The sequence below is a fragment of the Limnochordia bacterium genome, from assembly GCA_023230925.1.
GTDB lineage: Bacteria > Bacillota > Limnochordia > DUMW01 > DUMW01 > JALNWK01.
This window is the reverse complement of sequence record JALNWK010000020.1, coordinates 35,864-51,573: the sequence shown is the minus strand read 5'-3', so window position 1 is coordinate 51,573 and position 15,710 is coordinate 35,864. Positions and strand designations below refer to the sequence as shown.

Here is a 15,710-nt window from a genome sequence, read left to right as displayed (position 1 = left end):
ACCTGTTCCCATCCCGAACACAGAAGTTAAGCCCTCCAGCACCGATGGTACTGCTGTGGTGACGCAGTGGGAGAGTAGGTCATTGCCGGGAACTTATTTTAGAGGCAGCCAATTTGGCTGCCTTTTTGCTTTCCATTGCTTCAGTGAGCCATGGGTTGAAACCATATGGTCCAGAGTTGAAGTTTGAAGAATAGCAAGGATTTTCCCAAGTAGCTAAGGAGGGACTAGGTGATAACTCCGCATTAAATGGAATGTGGCCCTCTGACGTAGACGTATTCAATGTAATGGCGGGTTGGTCCACAGAGACCGTCAAGCTTACTGCATAAACTCCAAGTGCCTTTAAGAGCGCGGGGATCACCTGAAAGAAAGACTCTTGTGAAATGCAATTTATGTGACCAGCTTTTATACCTGCATCCTTATTGGAAAACTAGTGAATATCCTGGGGTCTATGGACGTTCCATCGTAAATATCTGTTAATCTCGGGAAGGTTTCTGCCAACATCGTTTGGGGTGAATTCAATGAAGGTAAGGGTTCCTTGTTTGGGGAAGGACTATATGATAATCTATTAATGTGGTACTCTCTTTTCATTTTGTTAAGGGCAAACTTGTCGCAAGGCAAGGACGCAAAACCGTGGGTCACATCAGTAGATGTGACAGCCAGGCTGCCAAAAGAAGGAGGTACGTGTAATGGATATAGTTAGAAGAGGGCCTTAGGGGAGTTTTTCGGATTTGGTATTCTGATAATAGAAAGTATAATCAGTACTTTGCAATGTCTATGAATGTATTTACCAATACTGGAGGTGCAATGAATGCGACAGAAATTGATTGGATTTGTGATGGTCTTAGCTGTGCTTGTTGCGTTACCTGCCGCGGTAAGTGGGATGGAAGCACAGGCGGAGCAATACGTAGAGATAGATGCTTTACTGGAACTGGTACCATCGGCTATTGAAGGTGTGGAGACCGCTGAAGAGGTTGACATAGCAAGACTATGCGAGTTGATCGAAGCCAAGTGTATTGCAGTGGAAGCTAAATTAGAAACAGAGACGGTATTGTTTCCCGTGAATGCGAGTATTGGCGTAGTGAGACTGGGAATTGAAGCCCAAGTTGAACTAGACATAATCGCCGATGCCGTTGTGACAATAGCTGTGGCGGCGAATGGAGCAGAAGATGGTGAGAAGGAGTTTGTTGATGAACTGGAGGATCTGGTAAATCTTGCCCGGGAAGTAAGTGCTGAATACGTGGATAGCCTTGTGGCATTTATCCATACCTTTGCTCTTGAGCCAGATGAGATTGCTGAAAAGACTAAGGATGCTTGGAGAATGATTAAGGAAGAAAACTTGACTCCTGTGGTCCAGAAACTAAGAAAGCATGTCAGGGAGCAAATTAAGGCGATTGAACATGAGGAAAAGATTGAAGATAACCGGGAGAAGCTAGAAGAAAGACTGGTTGAGATAGAACAGAAAAGAGAGCAAAAACGGCAGGAGATTTTGGAGGGAGCTGAGGAAAAACGCGCCAACCTGGAGAGAAAACGCTCCGAGCTGGAAGAAAGACTGACGGAGTCAGATCCTGGGCAGGAGCAAGAGCGTGAGCAGCACCGGCAACGGATCCAGGAAAAGATAGAGGCGATACGGCAGAGGATTGAGGCGCAAAAGAAGAGATTAGAGGAGTTACGTGGCAATGCCGAGCAGAGTCGAAAACGGGCCGGGCAACAGGGCGATGAAGTCCTTGATGAGCTGATGGGACTGGCCGAAGATACCCTAGAGAGACTAATAGAGGAACTAGAAGAACTGAAGGATGCCGCCGAAGAAGTCAAGGAGAGTATTGAAGACAGCGCATCGGCCGAGGTTATCGAGGACCTGCAGGAACTTGATGAAGAGTTGGTTGAGTTGGAGGAAGAAACCCAAGAGGAATTGTCTGAGTTAGAGGAAGAGTACGCAGAAGAACTTGCGGAGATTCAACGGGAGCTTGCGGAACTGAGGTAAAGCTAACAGCCAGGAAACATGAAGACACTAGTTCGGTTCGAACAGAATTAAGCGTGACTATGGGTGAAGGCAGATAACATTGCTTTCACCCATAGTTGCTTGCGTACCACCATGACGACTTCGCGGACTAAAGCTCGAAGCTTTTCTCAAAAAGTATGTGGCAGGTTTCCGCCCACTTCCTCAATGTCATCCCAAATTGGAGTAATGTCTGGCCTTTTCCTAGATAGCTTGGGTACAAAGAGCCCACACATGCACCCGCCTTTCAGAAGGAATAGAGCAAGGGACAGCGAACTAAAGTGTAAGTATTGGGAATTAAGGGGGGAGTGAAAATCCAAGCCCTAACCGGAGTTGAACGGATCACAAACATTCTTCACCGCAAACCTGTTGATCGTATTGGCCTTTATGAGCACTTCTGGGGAGATACCTATAGTAAGTGGAAACAGTTAGGGTACATTGCAGATAATGAGTCTTTCAGTGATCACTTTGAATTTGATCTGGATCTTTGCTGGCCATTTAACATGGTGGCGGACTTAGATTACGAAGCTGAAGTTGTGGAAGAAACCGAGGACACAATTCTGGTCCGGGATGGCAACGGTGCATTGCTCCGCCGGCATAAGGCCCATGATGCAACTCCGGAGCATGTCGATTTTCTTGTACAGGATCGGCGCACCTGGGAGGAGCATATCAAGCCTTTGCTGAAACCTGATCGAAGACGGATCAATTTCGAGGCTTACCGTAGCGCAAAAAAACACGCGCAAAGGAAGCAACGTTTCTTCGCTTGGTGCGGAACGAATGTGTTTGAGCTTATACACCCTGTATGTGGGCATGAGCATATGCTAATAGGGATGGCCCTTGAACCTGAATGGATCCTGGATATGGTTGAGACCTATGCAAAACTGACTATTGAGCTTCAGGAAATGCTCTTTTTTGAAGAAGGACCACCTGACGGTATATGGTATTATGAAGATATGGGCTTCAAAGGAAGACCATTTATGTCACCGGCATTCTATAAAGAACTTATATTTCCCGGTCATGTGAAGACAATTGACTATGCCAAAAGCCGTGGGTTGCCGGTAATTATGCATTCATGTGGAATGGTAGAACTGCTCCTGCCAGGGATGATCGAAGCTGGAATTGATTGCTTGCAGGCGATCGAGGTGAAGGCGGGGATGGACTTATTGCGCCTTTATCGATATTATGGAGATCGTCTCTCATTTATGGGTGGCATGGATGTACGGACCCTGTTCTCTGGTAATCGCGCTGAGATTGACCGGGAACTGGAAGCTAAGATTCCGATCGTCAAGGGGAATTTCGGGTACGTCTTGCATAGTGATCATTCGATTCCCTGTACGGTTGAGTATGAGGATTATCGGTATTTCATCCAGAAAGGTCTAGAGCTGGGAACTTATTTTGCTAGATCTTGTTGAATGGGTATTCCAGGAGTGCTGCGAATACCCATAGTATAGGGGGCGTTTTAATGACTTTGGCAAATGCCATTACAGTATTGAGGATTATGACGGTGCCCCTCCTTGTTGTCTTTCTTTTTGCCGAAACCGAGGTTGCAAAGTATTGGGCTGCGGCATTATTCCTAATCGCAGGTGTATCGGATTTTCTTGATGGACATCTGGCTCGTAGTAGAGATGAGGTGTCCGTATTTGGGAAATTGGCTGACCCTCTAGCCGACAAACTTATTGTTCTGACTACGGTATTTGCTTTGGTAAAACGAAGCCTCGTAAATTCGTGGCTAGCGATCGTGCTACTGGTGAAGGAGGTTGTGTTGATCCTCGGGGGGGCCTGGCTATTTTGCATCAAACGCCGGGTTATTTCAGCAAGTATGCCGGGTAAGGTCGCTGCGGTGGTCCTGTATGCCGGTATCTTCCTTACCATATTGGAGCTACCGTTAGGGCAGGTTCTGATCGCGATCGGTATTGGTATTTCACTGATGGCTGGTGCGTATTATTTATTCCAGGCTCTTACCGGGGGTACAGAGAAGATTGGTTAGCAGTGGTATGACAAGCAAGGTCTACCGTGCTAAAGAACTGGCGGACGGGGAAGGCTGATCCGGAGGTGATCAGTGATGAACCCCTTTTGGATATTCGTGTTGTCGTTAGTCCCGGGGTTAGCCTGGGTATACTATTTCTACCGACAAGATCCAGTCTTAGAACCAGTCCAGTTGATTTTCAAAGTTTTCCTTTTCGGTATGTTAGCCGTGTTTCCCGCAGGAATCATAGAGGCTCCCTTTCATATGATGCTTTCAAATCCAACTAGTACCTTCGCTCTTTTTTTGGTTTCCTTTCTAGTAGTGGGCGTGGTGGAGGAGAGCTTGAAATTCGCAGCAGCGGTCTTAGCGGTCCGTCATAGCGGAGAGTTTGACCAAGTGGTTGATGGGGTTATTTATCTGGTTACTGCGGCTTTGGGTTTTGCCGCAGTAGAGAACTACTACTACACTACAGCCTTTGGGATCTCCATCGCTCCGGCCCGTGCTATTGTTGCTTCCTTGGCCCATGCCTCCTTTTCCGGGGTGTTAGGGTACTATTGGGGTCTTGGTCGTCACTCCCGTCCTTTTCTTACTGTGAAAGGCTGGGTTCTGGCTGTACTATTGCACGGGCTTTATGACTTCTTGTTACTTAGCAGGATTATTGGGACGGGTGGAGCAATTGTCGGTATTATTCTGCTGTTTTTGTTTCTCCGCAGTAAACTTAGAAGAGCGATTGAGCTAACCGAACACGGTAGTTAGATTCAAGTTCTGGCTACAGACTACCGCCTATCCGGGTCTTTGCTTGCATTGACCTATGCCCAATAGTATAATTGAGTTAGCACCCAAAAACTTGTTAAGCCTACCTGTAAGCAGCACGGGAAGGAGCGATTTCATGGCTGGTCATTCGAAATGGGCAAATATTAAACATAAAAAGCAAAAGGAAGATAAGATTAGGGGACGGGTTTTCGGTAAACTTACCCGGGAAATTATCGTGGCGGCAAAACATGGTGGTGGGGATATAGACTCGAATTTCCGGCTCAGGGTGGCGGTAGATCGGGCCAGGCAAGCGAATATGCCAATGGATAACATCGAAAGGGCGATCAAAAGAGGTACCGGTGAACTGGAAGGGGCTAACTACGAGGAGTTTAGTTATGAGGGCTATGGACCTGCGGGAGTCGCAATTTTAATGAGTATTGCTACAGATAACCGGAATCGTACTGCATCGGATCTACGCCACATTCTAGATAAGCACGGTGGTAATCTAGGGGAAACAGGGTGTGTTTCATGGATGTTCACCCAGAAGGGGGAACTGGCTTTGGATGTAGCGGGAATCGATGAAGATGAATTGATGCTCCAGGCAATTGAGGCGGGTGCAGAGGATGTTGAGGTCGACGAAGAAGAGGTTTGTATCTATACAGAACCAGGTGAGCTTCAAAAAGTACAAGAGATCCTAGAAGGTTTGGGGTACACCTTTTCCCGCGCTGAGAACACCATGGTTCCCAGCACTTACGTGCAGTTAAGCCGACAGGATGCGGAAAGAGTCCTTAAATTGATGGATGTCTTAGAGGATCATGATGATGTCCAGGAAGTATTTGCGAACTTTGATATCCCTGAGGAGATCATGGAGGAAATATCCCTGTCCTAAGCATAGGAGGAGCCTTCCTGTCTCATACTAGTGGTAGCTTGTGTATGAGCGGGGGATGTCCATGCGGCGGATTCTTGTAGTAGCGGTTGTTTCAATCACTATTTTGTTATACGTGTTATGCCAGATCGTGGTGCCAAGGGCCAGTAAAGAAAAGGAATTCACAAATGTGTTCATTGGCCCAGATTGGCATATTCAAATCATTTACCAGTCCGGTGGGCAATCCCAGCGCACAGAATCCATGGTTCCCAGTGTATTGGTGGGGTTAGAGGCCAGGAAGCTTGCTGAGCTATGTCCCTACTGGCAGCTGAAGACCGTGGGGTCTAATCGGATCACAGTAGAGGTAAATTTAGATCACGTTTTAGGCGAATACGCTGGGTGTCGTTTTATTGGTATTTGGGGAGACAATGTGGCGGTATTCGCTGGTATTCCCAATGTTCGACAAGTACCTTTGGAGTTTGCTCCTGTGCGGATCCAGGACTTACCGGACTATGAACTGGCTAATTTGGCCAGGGGCATTGGTTTTGATTCTACTGAAGAGAAATTGCAGTTTCTAGAAAGCCTACGGGAGTACCGGAGTGCCCGTTAGGTTTATTGTTTCTTTTGGTCTATGGAGGGCAATTATGTGACTACTATCTTAGGTATTGATCCGGGTACTGCAACCACAGGATATGGAATTATTTGCGCAAAGGGTAACAAACTTCAAGTCATACATTATGGTGCTATTTTAACCTCCCCCAAGCATGACATGCCCCATCGTCTTCAGCAGATCTACGCAGAGATCTCGGCATTGATTGCGCAGTACCGACCCAAGGCCATGGCTATCGAACAGTTGTTTTTTAACAAGAACATCACTACTGCACTAAGCGTGGGGCAAGCCAGAGGGGTCGGGATTTTGGCCGGCGCCCATGGGGGCCTGGCGATTGCTGAATACACTCCCCTGCAGGTTAAACAAACGGTGACAGGCGAAGGACGGGCTGATAAAAACCAAGTTGCTTTTATGGTCAAGCTCCTATTAGGACTCCAGGAAATACCAAAGCCCGATGATGTAACCGATGCATTAGCTATAGCCATATGTCATGCTCACACTAATCCGGTGTTAGCTCGTCTGGCAGGGGGGGACTAGGATGATTGATCGAGTGCGGGGTGAACTGATTCTGGAAGGTCCTGACTATGTAGTAGTAGATGTGGGAGGTATTGGCTACCGCTTGGTGGTACCTCAATCCACTAGGGACAACCTGCAGGAGTCAAGAGGAACTGTCTGTTTACTGACCCATTTACATGTTCGGGAAGATGCCTTGTTGCTATATGGTTTTAGTACCGAAGGGGAGAGGGAACTGTTTAGAGCACTAATAGGTGTTAGTGGCATCGGACCAAGGATCGCCTTAGCTGTGCTATCCACCCTCAGTCCAGGGCAAACCTACGGGGCCATTCGCCAGGGGGATATTAGTGTGCTTACCACTGTTCCTGGAATCGGCATGAAGACTGCTGAAAGATTGGTCTTAGAGCTAAGAAGCCAAGCGGAAAAGGCAGTAGTTGAGTCTATCGAGGTCTGTGCTGAACGGGGTGTTGAATCCGATGCCTTAGATGCTTTAGCTTCCTTAGGCTATACCAGAAGGCAGGCCCACGACGCCATTAGGCGTGCTTATCAGGAATTAGGTGAGCAGGTGAAGCTTGATGATTTGATCCGCCGAGCTTTAAGATATGTATCCTAAGGAGTTGAGAGTCATGGAGCGGCGGGAGGATGATCGCATTATTTCCGGTACCAGTCAGATTGAGGACGAGACCGAGATCAGTCTACGGCCCAACAAGCTGGAAACCTTTGTTGGACAAGATCGGGTTAAAGAGAATTTGGCAGTTTTTATTGAAGCTGCCCGGCAAAGGAAGGAGGCCCTAGATCATGTCCTACTCTATGGACCCCCGGGGCTTGGGAAAACTTCCTTAGCCCATATTATTGCAAACGAGCTTGGCGTTAGCATTCGAACCACGTCGGGACCGGCCATAGAGCGTCAAGGTGATCTAGTGGCAATCCTTACTAACTTAGATCCCGGTGATGTATTTTTCATCGATGAAATACACCGGCTAAGTCGAACCGTGGAGGAAGTGCTCTATCCAGCCATGGAGGATCGATCTGTGGATATTGTTATTGGTAAGGGCCCAGCGGCCCGTTCAGTGAGGTTGGATCTGTCTCCTTTTACGCTTGTTGGGGCCACCACCCGGGCCGGGATGCTAACATCACCGTTAAGGGACCGGTTTGGTGTGATCTGTCGACTCGAATTCTATGAAGACCAGGAGTTATACAATATTGTTAATAGAGCAGCAAGTATTTTGGGTGTCCAGATCGTGCCCGAAGCCGCGATGGAGATAGCCAAGCGTTCTCGGGGAACACCCCGGGTGTCTAATCGGTTATTGCGACGGGTTCGAGACTTTGCCCAGGTGAAGGCAAACGGTAAGATTACTCATAGCGTGGCTGCCGAAGCGTTAGATATGCTTGAAGTAGACCCCTTAGGACTAGATCGGATCGATCGCATGCTACTACTCACTATTCTCGAGAAATTTGATGGTGGTCCGGTGGGGGTGGAGACCTTAGCCGCTGCTATCGGAGAAGAAACCGAGACTATTGAGGATGTTTACGAACCATTTTTAATGCAGCTTGGCCTACTAAAAAGAACTCCGCGGGGGCGGACGGTAACAGCCCAGACATACCGATATTTCGATCTACCAGAGCAAAAGGACCTGGAGCAAACTGAACTTCTAGGTTAGGGAATGGGTAACTGTGAATGTAGGGAAGATCTTAATTCTACTGGGTGTTCTGCTTATTATGATCGGTAGTCTCTTGCACTTGGGACGAAGGGTTCCGTGGCCCGGTAGGCTACCGGGTGATCTTATCTTCCGCAAAGGAAACGTCACGGTCTATTTGCCTTTCGGTACATCAGTACTGCTTAGCTTGATCCTATCTGTTATTCTTTACTTGTTGCGGAAGGTCAAATGAAAGGAAACGTATAATTGGCACTCTATCGAACCGATGGAATTGTGTTGCGCACTTGGGATCTTGGGGAAGCCGATCGCGTCGCGGTGATCTTGACAGAGGAAGAAGGAAAGATCCCCGCAGTGGCTAAGGGTGCCCGCCGACCCCGATGTCGTTTGCGCAGTGTTTCCCAGAATTTTGTGCTAGCCCACTACCTCATGTATTCCGGCCGGAGTCTGGATACGATTAGTCAAGGGGAACTGAAAAGCTCCTTTGCTCCCCTGCGGGATGAATTGGTGAAAATGGCCTATGCCAGCTATATGGCGGAATTAGTAGACAAGTTTACTGTGGAGCGGGCCAAGGCCCCGGAGATCTTTTACCTTTTGCTGCAGGTGTTCGATGTTGCCTCCAAGCACGATTACCTGGAGGTGATCGCCCGTTGGTTTGAAATTCGTCTGATGACACTTCTAGGATACTCTCCTCACTTGGATACTTGTGTTCGATGCGGGCATACTGTAAACGAAGGAGTATTCCTACCTGAAGACGGTGGTATTGCTCATTCTAGCTGTGCTCCTCGGGCGGAATATCCGTTATCTCAAGCAGCTTTAGCCTGCATGAGAAGTCTTGCCAGTATGTCGGTTTTAGGTGTTATGAATCTGAGAATCTCGAAGCAAGTGGAACTGCAAATGCGCTTGGCTCTACGGGCCCACATAGCGCAGAATTTGACAAGTGAGCTTAAATCACTGGATTTTTTGCTTTCGGTTATCGGTTAGGAGGTGACCCTATGGGTGCACAGATGAGCGAACTGGAGAAGATTGACATTCTCCGGCAGCGTGGCAACATTGGCTATGCCGAGGCAAAAAGCCTCTTGATCTCGGCCAATGGGGATATTGTTGAGGCATTAATCAACTTGGAAGCCATGGAAAAGAGCAAAGGGTTAAACCCGGAAATGCTCGAGGAAAGAGGTCGGCAGACCCTAGAGAAGATTAAGGAATTGTTGCGCCGGGGAAACGCAGAGAAAATTAGAGTGAAGAAGGATAACGAAGTGATTATGGAATTACCAGTCACTGTAGGCGCGATTGGGGCTGTGCTTGCACCTATCGCTACTTTTGTGACCGGAGCAGCCTGTCTATTAGCCCGGTGTACCATTGAAATAGAACAAACAGGCGGCAAAACGATCACGGTCAATTCCAGCGAGGCGGAATCCACAGAGGGTGAGGATCCCCAAGCTGTTCCCGGAAGTTGACATGTTAGCCTAAGTTTGCTATATTCGTTCTACGGATGCGTAGAATGGGGTAATTGGGCTTAGCAGCGAGCCCATAGACGACCTTTCGTTTCCAAGGAAAGAGACGAAAGGTTTTTCTATATGAAAGAAGGGGACATTGATGAATCTGCAGGAGATGATTTTCCGGCTGCAGCGATTCTGGGCCAAGCAAGGATGTGTCATTGCTCAACCCTACGATATGGAGGTAGGGGCCGGAACAATGGCACCGGCTACATTTTTGCGCGTCCTTGGTCCAGAACCGTGGAAAGTGGCCTATGTTCAGCCTTGCCGGCGGCCCAAGGATGGACGCTATGGGGATAATCCAAATCGGATGCAGCACTACTATCAGTATCAAGTAATTATGAAACCAGTACCAACGAATATACAGGATCTCTACCTCCAGAGTCTGCAAGCTCTAGACATTGATCTCTTGGAGCATGATATTCGATTTGTCGAAGATGATTGGGAGTCACCAACACTAGGAGCATGGGGACTTGGTTGGGAAGTATGGTTGGATGGGATGGAGATAACTCAGTTTACCTATTTTCAACAGGTGGGTGGCTTGGATCTAGATCCCATTTCGGTTGAGGTTACCTACGGAATAGAACGGCTTGCTATGTACATCCAAGGGGTGGACGACTTTTTTTCCTTGGAATGGGTAGATGGCATCACCTATGGTGATGTCTTTAAGGACAATGAGATCCAGTTTTCAAAGTACAATTTTGATACAGCCGATGTCCAGCTTCTTTTTCAGTTATTTACAAGCTATGAAGCAGAAGCAAAAAGACTGCTTGAAGCGGCCCTAGTCTTACCTGCTTATGATTATATCCTGAAGTGTTCTCATACCTTTAACTTACTGGATGCTAGGGGAGCTGTCAGTGTTACTGAACGGACTGGTTTTATTTCCCGGGTGAGGGACTTGGCTCGCTCTGCGGCAGAGAAGTACTTGGAATATCGCAAAGAGCAAGGATTTCCCTTGTTAAAAGATGATGTTAAGGAGGTCGAAGCCCGGTGAATGATCTGTTACTTGAAATTGGATGTGAGGAGCTTCCCGCGAGATTCATCCCTGGGGTCCTGGAACAGTTGACGCTTAAGGTACAGCACTATCTGGGTGAGGCGAGGATCTCCTATAACAAAGTAAATACCTTTGGTACCCCTCGCCGTTTAGCCTTAATTATTGAGGGTGTGGCAGGTAAACAACAGGATCTGGAGGAGGAGATCAAGGGTCCGCCGCTTAAGGTCGCCTTTGACTCAGCAGGTAATCCCACCCAGGCTGCCTTGGGGTTCGCGCGTAACCAGGGGGTGGCCCCGGCGGATCTTGTACAAAAGAGTATTGCGGCAGGGGACTACGTTTATGCGGTGATCAGGCAGGTAGGCGAGGATACCGAGAATTTGCTACCGGCGATTTTGGAAAGGGTCATCGGAGAACTTAGCTTTCCAAAGTCAATGCGGTGGACGACTAAACAACGGTTTGCCAGACCCATCCGGTGGCTTCTCGCCCTTTATGGGAACAAGGTGCTAAGTATTGAGTATGCCGGTGTGCGTAGTGGTAATAATAGCTATGGGCATCGTTTTTTGCATCCGGGACCAGTAAAGATCGAAAAACCTGCCGATTACTGCCAGGCAATGGAAAAGGCGTGGGTGATTGTGGACCAGGAGGCAAGGAAGGCCGTGATTTCCCAGCAGATTGATGCGATTGCAAAGCAGGTAGAAGGAGAAGTAATGGCCCAAGATGAGCTTCTTTGGGAGATCGTCTATCTAGTAGAGTATCCCACGGCCCTTTGCGGTAGTTTCGATCCAGCATATCTGACGCTACCTCCGGAAGTATTGATTACACCGATGAAGGAACACCAACGGTACTTTCCACTTTTGGATGATGCTGGTCAATTACTTCCAAAGTTTATCGCGGTTCACAATGGTACCGATGAACACTTAGATCTCATCCGAATGGGAAATGAGCGGGTGTTAAAGGCCCGACTAGATGATGCGAGATTCTTCTACAACGAGGATCTCAAAAGGACCCTAAGGTCCCGGGTTGATGATCTGAAGGCAGTGGTGTTTCAAGAACAGTTAGGTACCATCTATGAGAAGGTGGAGCGTACCGGCAAGCTCGCTGCTTATTTAGCAGACCAACTTGGGTTAGAGCAGGAAAGACGGGACCATACGATCCAGGGTGCCTATCTTGCTAAGGCAGATCTGGTGACCAATATGGTGGGAGAATTCCCCGAGCTTCAAGGAGTGATGGGTCGGGAATATGCCTTGTATGATGGTGAACCGAAGGGTGTGGCCATGGCGATCTATGAGCATTATTTACCTCGCTTTGCCAATGATCAAGTGCCCCAGACGTTGCCTGGTGCGTTGGTAGGGATTGCCGATCGGATCGATACCATTGTAGGCTGTTTCGCGGTTGGCCTTACGCCAACAGGCTCCCAGGATCCCTACGCCCTACGCCGGCAAGCAGCAGCGGTATTGACCATTATTCTCGAGCATGATTTACCCTTGAATCTTACGGAACTGATCACTAAGTCCTATGAACTATATCTGGAGGGGCACAGTCTCCAAATTCCAGTTCAGGATATGGTAAGTGAGTTTTTCAAAGCGAGATTCCAGCGCATATTAGAAGAAGTCTACGGGCTTCGTTATGATATCGTTGAAGCCGTTTTAGCTGCGGGCATTGGTCCTGTGACCGACGTGCTAGTGCGGGGTGTGGTGCTCCAGGAAGCGTTGGAGCAAGGACATCTGGAGTCCTTACTCAAGGCATACGAGCGGGTGAGTAATCTAGCCGCTAAGGCTACCCAGGAGGAAATAGATCCTCAACTTCTCACAGAGGAGGCAGAGGGTCATCTCTTCTCAGTTTACAAACGGGTGGAGGAGGAAGTGGAGAGCCTTGTGGCAAACCGGTCCTACCGTAAGGTGGTAGATAGCCTGCAGGCCCTTGTCGATCCTGTGGATAATTTCTTTGACAAAGTATTAGTGATGGCAGAAGACTCCGCCATCAGAGCCAACCGTTTGGCCCTCTTGGCGGCCATATCCCGGGTGATGTCCAGTCTGGGGAATCTGAAATCAATCAGGGTTAGCTAATCTTTGTCAAGAAATGCACTTGACAAAGAAGGAGATTGGTATCTTTTAACGAATATACCCTGAGGTGTTTACTCTTTTAGATGGGCTTGTCCCTTTTATAGATCTGTACTGTGTCTGTTAATAAGGAGGAAAGATTTGATGAAAAAGTATGTTTACTTTTTTGGTGGTAAAGAGTCGGAAGGCAATGCCACCATGCGCAATCTACTAGGGGGAAAAGGTGCTAATTTGGCTGAAATGGCGAGTTTGGGCATTCCTGTACCGCCTGGTTTTACCATAAGCACTGAGGCTTGTACCGAGTTTTATGATAACAATCAAGAGTGGCCAAAGGGATTGAAGGAACAGGTAGCCGAGAATCTAAAGAAGGTTGAAGCTGCCATGAATGCTACCTTCGGTTCTAATGAAAATCCCCTGCTGTTTTCCGTTCGGTCCGGTGCTAGGGTTTCCATGCCTGGGATGATGGATACTGTCTTGAATTTGGGCCTTAATGACGAGACGATCCAAGGCTTGATTAGGCAGTCGAATAACGAACGTTTTGCCTATGATAGCTATCGGCGCTTCATCCAGATGTATGGTGATGTGGTGTTAGGCATGGAACATGCCGATTTCGAGCGAGTCCTTGAGGCGAAAAAGGCTGCTAAGGGTGCGAAGCTAGATACAGATTTGACCACTGAGGATCTGAAGGAGATCGTGGCGGAGTATAAAGCCCTCGTTAAGAAGGAAACGGGCAAGGACTTCCCCGAAGAGCCTATGGAACAGTTGCACGGGGCGATCAATGCGGTATTTGATTCCTGGAACAATCCCCGGGCCATTAAGTACCGAGAGATTAATGGTATTCCAGGACATTGGGGTACGGCAGTCAATATTCAAACCATGGTCTTTGGTAACATGGGCGAGAACTCAGGTACTGGTGTGGCCTTTACGAGGAACCCCTCGACTGGTGAGAATGTGTTCTACGGCGAGTACCTCATGAACGCTCAAGGTGAAGACGTGGTCGCTGGGATTAGGACCCCGCACCCGATTAGTGATTTAAAAGAGGAAATGCCAGAGATCTACAACCAGCTGGTGAATATTTACCTGACCCTGGAAAAGCACTACAAGGATATGCAGGATATTGAGTTTACCATTCAAGAAGGTAAGCTATACATGTTGCAGACAAGAAGTGGAAAACGGACTGCAACGGCGGCAGTGAAGATTGCTGTGGACTTGGTAAATGAAGGTCTCATTGACATAAACACCGCGCTACTGCGGGTTGAACCGACACAACTGGATCAGCTATTACATCCCCAGATTAGTCCTAAGACCAAGTATGATGCGGTTGCTAAGGGACTTCCTGCTTCTCCAGGAGCAGCTGTGGGTCGTGTAGTATTTGATGCAGAAGAGGCCGAGCAGTTGGTGCACGATGGGGAAAAGGTTATTCTTGTACGAACTGAGACATCACCGGAGGATATCGGCGGGATGCATGTGGCCGAGGGAATCTTGACCTCACGGGGTGGTATGACCTCCCACGCAGCTGTAGTAGCAAGGGGTATGGGGAAATGTTGCGTAGCTGGTTGTGGTGACGTTGCTGTAAACGAGGCAGCACAACAGTGCACCATTAAAGGACATACAGTCAAGAAAGGCGATTGGATTACCTTAAACGGTACCACGGGCGAAGTTATTCTAGGTCAGGTGGAACTGGTACAGCCCGAATTGAGCGGAGATCTGGGCGTACTCTTGGGCTGGGCCGATGAGCTGCGCACCTTAAAGGTTAGAACAAATGCGGATACTCCTGTGGATGCTGAGGTCGCAAGGGACTTTGGGGCCGAGGGTATTGGGCTATGCCGGACGGAGCATATGTTCTTTGGCGAAGACCGGATTATGGCCGTACGAGAGATGATCTTAGCCGATAACATCGAGGCGAGGAAAAAGGCCTTGGCCAAGATCCTTCCCTACCAGAAGGAGGACTTTCTTGGTATCTTTAAGGCCATGAAGGACTTGCCGGTAACCATTCGGTTATTGGATCCTCCCTTGCATGAGTTTTTACCCCATGATGAGGGTATCCGGAAGAAGGTAGCCGCAGAATTAGGTGTTTCCGATGAGGTCCTACAAGAGAAGGTTGAATCCTTGAAGGAGTTCAACCCCATGTTGGGTCATCGAGGCTGTCGACTTGGTGTCACCTATCCAGAGATCTACCGTATGCAGGTTCGGGCGATCTTTGAGGCGGCATGTGAGCTGACTAAGGAAGGGTATACCATTATTCCTGAGGTAATGATTCCCTTGGTCGGAAAGGTTACCGAGTTTGCGTATCTGAAGAAGGAATGTGTAGAGGTAGCCGAAGCGGTAATGGCTGAGTTTGGCGTAAAATTGGAGTACCATATTGGAACCATGATCGAAGTACCCCGGGCAACACTTACCGCGGACGAGATTGCTCTGCAAGCAGACTTCTTCTCCTTTGGTACCAATGACTTAACCCAAATGACCTTTGGGTTTAGCCGGGATGATGCAAAGTTCCTTGATGATTACAAGGAGAAGGGGATTTTGGAGAAGGATCCCTTCCAGACCCTGGATGTGGATGGCGTCGGACAACTAGTAAGGATTGCCGTCGAGAAGGGCCGTGGTGCGAAACCTGGTTTGAAACTCGGTATCTGCGGAGAGCACGGTGGAGATCCTGCTTCGATCGAGTTTTGCCACGAAGTAGGTCTTGACTACGTAAGTTGTTCGCCCTATCGTGTACCAATTGCGAAACTTGCGGCGGCACAGGCCAAGATTAAGCAAGGCCAGTAGGGTATGGGGTTTTAGGGCAGTGATCCAAAACCC

Annotated in this window: 15 protein-coding genes, 1 rRNA gene and 1 riboswitch; all 16 genes read left to right on the top strand. The window is 48.4% G+C overall.

Annotated elements, in window-relative coordinates; translation table 11 throughout:
* Positions 1-91: ribosomal RNA gene (gene rrf / locus M0Q40_06365) — 5S ribosomal RNA — on the top strand; the annotation flags it as partial.
* Between the two features lie 496 nt (positions 92-587).
* A riboswitch (cyclic di-GMP riboswitch) is annotated at positions 588-669 on the top strand.
* A gap of 139 nt (positions 670-808) precedes the next feature.
* The gene (locus M0Q40_06360) at positions 809-1,981 is read left to right on the top strand and encodes a hypothetical protein (protein MCK9222231.1); all 1,173 of its coding nucleotides are present in this window, start codon (positions 809-811) and stop codon (positions 1,979-1,981) included.
* Between the two features lie 323 nt (positions 1,982-2,304).
* Positions 2,305-3,408 (top strand): hypothetical protein, encoded by a 1,104-nt coding sequence (locus tag M0Q40_06355; GenBank protein MCK9222230.1) that lies wholly within the window; start codon positions 2,305-2,307, stop codon positions 3,406-3,408.
* Positions 3,409-3,458: 50 nt separating this feature from the next.
* Entirely contained in the window at positions 3,459-3,983 is a 525-nt protein-coding gene (locus tag M0Q40_06350) for a CDP-alcohol phosphatidyltransferase family protein (GenBank protein ID MCK9222229.1), read from the top strand.
* 75 nt (positions 3,984-4,058) lie between these two features.
* Positions 4,059-4,718, top strand: coding sequence for a PrsW family glutamic-type intramembrane protease (locus M0Q40_06345; GenBank protein ID MCK9222228.1), 660 nt, complete (start codon positions 4,059-4,061; stop codon positions 4,716-4,718).
* A 133-nt stretch (positions 4,719-4,851) separates the two neighbouring features.
* A complete protein-coding gene (locus M0Q40_06340) occupies positions 4,852-5,604 on the top strand; it encodes a YebC/PmpR family DNA-binding transcriptional regulator (GenBank protein ID MCK9222227.1) in 753 nt (250 codons plus the stop codon).
* Between the two features lie 61 nt (positions 5,605-5,665).
* Positions 5,666-6,190: a hypothetical protein gene (locus M0Q40_06335; protein MCK9222226.1), complete on the top strand. Its 525-nt coding sequence runs from the start codon at positions 5,666-5,668 to the stop codon at positions 6,188-6,190.
* Between the two features lie 36 nt (positions 6,191-6,226).
* Positions 6,227-6,727 carry a crossover junction endodeoxyribonuclease RuvC gene (gene ruvC, locus M0Q40_06330; GenBank protein MCK9222225.1) on the top strand — a complete coding sequence of 167 codons (501 nt, stop codon included), beginning with the start codon at positions 6,227-6,229 and terminating at the stop codon, positions 6,725-6,727.
* 1 nt (position 6,728) lies between these two features.
* Positions 6,729-7,316: a Holliday junction branch migration protein RuvA gene (ruvA, locus tag M0Q40_06325; GenBank protein MCK9222224.1), complete on the top strand. Its 588-nt coding sequence runs from the start codon at positions 6,729-6,731 to the stop codon at positions 7,314-7,316.
* Positions 7,317-7,329: 13 nt separating this feature from the next.
* Complete coding sequence (gene ruvB / locus M0Q40_06320; protein MCK9222223.1) at positions 7,330-8,364, top strand: Holliday junction branch migration DNA helicase RuvB; 1,035 nt, start codon at positions 7,330-7,332, stop codon at positions 8,362-8,364.
* Between the two features lie 58 nt (positions 8,365-8,422).
* Positions 8,423-8,593 carry a DUF2905 domain-containing protein gene (locus M0Q40_06315; GenBank protein ID MCK9222222.1) on the top strand — a complete coding sequence of 57 codons (171 nt, stop codon included), beginning with the start codon at positions 8,423-8,425 and terminating at the stop codon, positions 8,591-8,593.
* Between the two features lie 14 nt (positions 8,594-8,607).
* Positions 8,608-9,342, top strand: coding sequence for a DNA repair protein RecO (gene recO, locus M0Q40_06310; GenBank protein ID MCK9222221.1), 735 nt, complete (start codon positions 8,608-8,610; stop codon positions 9,340-9,342).
* Positions 9,343-9,353: 11 nt separating this feature from the next.
* Positions 9,354-9,815, top strand: coding sequence for a DUF4342 domain-containing protein (locus M0Q40_06305; GenBank protein ID MCK9222220.1), 462 nt, complete (start codon positions 9,354-9,356; stop codon positions 9,813-9,815).
* Positions 9,816-9,954: 139 nt separating this feature from the next.
* The gene (gene glyQ, locus M0Q40_06300) at positions 9,955-10,848 is read left to right on the top strand and encodes a glycine--tRNA ligase subunit alpha (GenBank protein MCK9222219.1); all 894 of its coding nucleotides are present in this window, start codon (positions 9,955-9,957) and stop codon (positions 10,846-10,848) included.
* The gene (gene glyS / locus M0Q40_06295) at positions 10,845-12,914 is read left to right on the top strand and encodes a glycine--tRNA ligase subunit beta (GenBank protein ID MCK9222218.1); all 2,070 of its coding nucleotides are present in this window, start codon (positions 10,845-10,847) and stop codon (positions 12,912-12,914) included. The genes glyQ and glyS overlap by 4 nt, the downstream gene beginning before the upstream one ends.
* Before the next feature lie 135 nt (positions 12,915-13,049).
* Positions 13,050-15,677 (top strand): pyruvate, phosphate dikinase, encoded by a 2,628-nt coding sequence (gene ppdK, locus M0Q40_06290; protein ID MCK9222217.1) that lies wholly within the window; start codon positions 13,050-13,052, stop codon positions 15,675-15,677.
* Positions 15,678-15,710 lie beyond the last annotated feature (33 nt).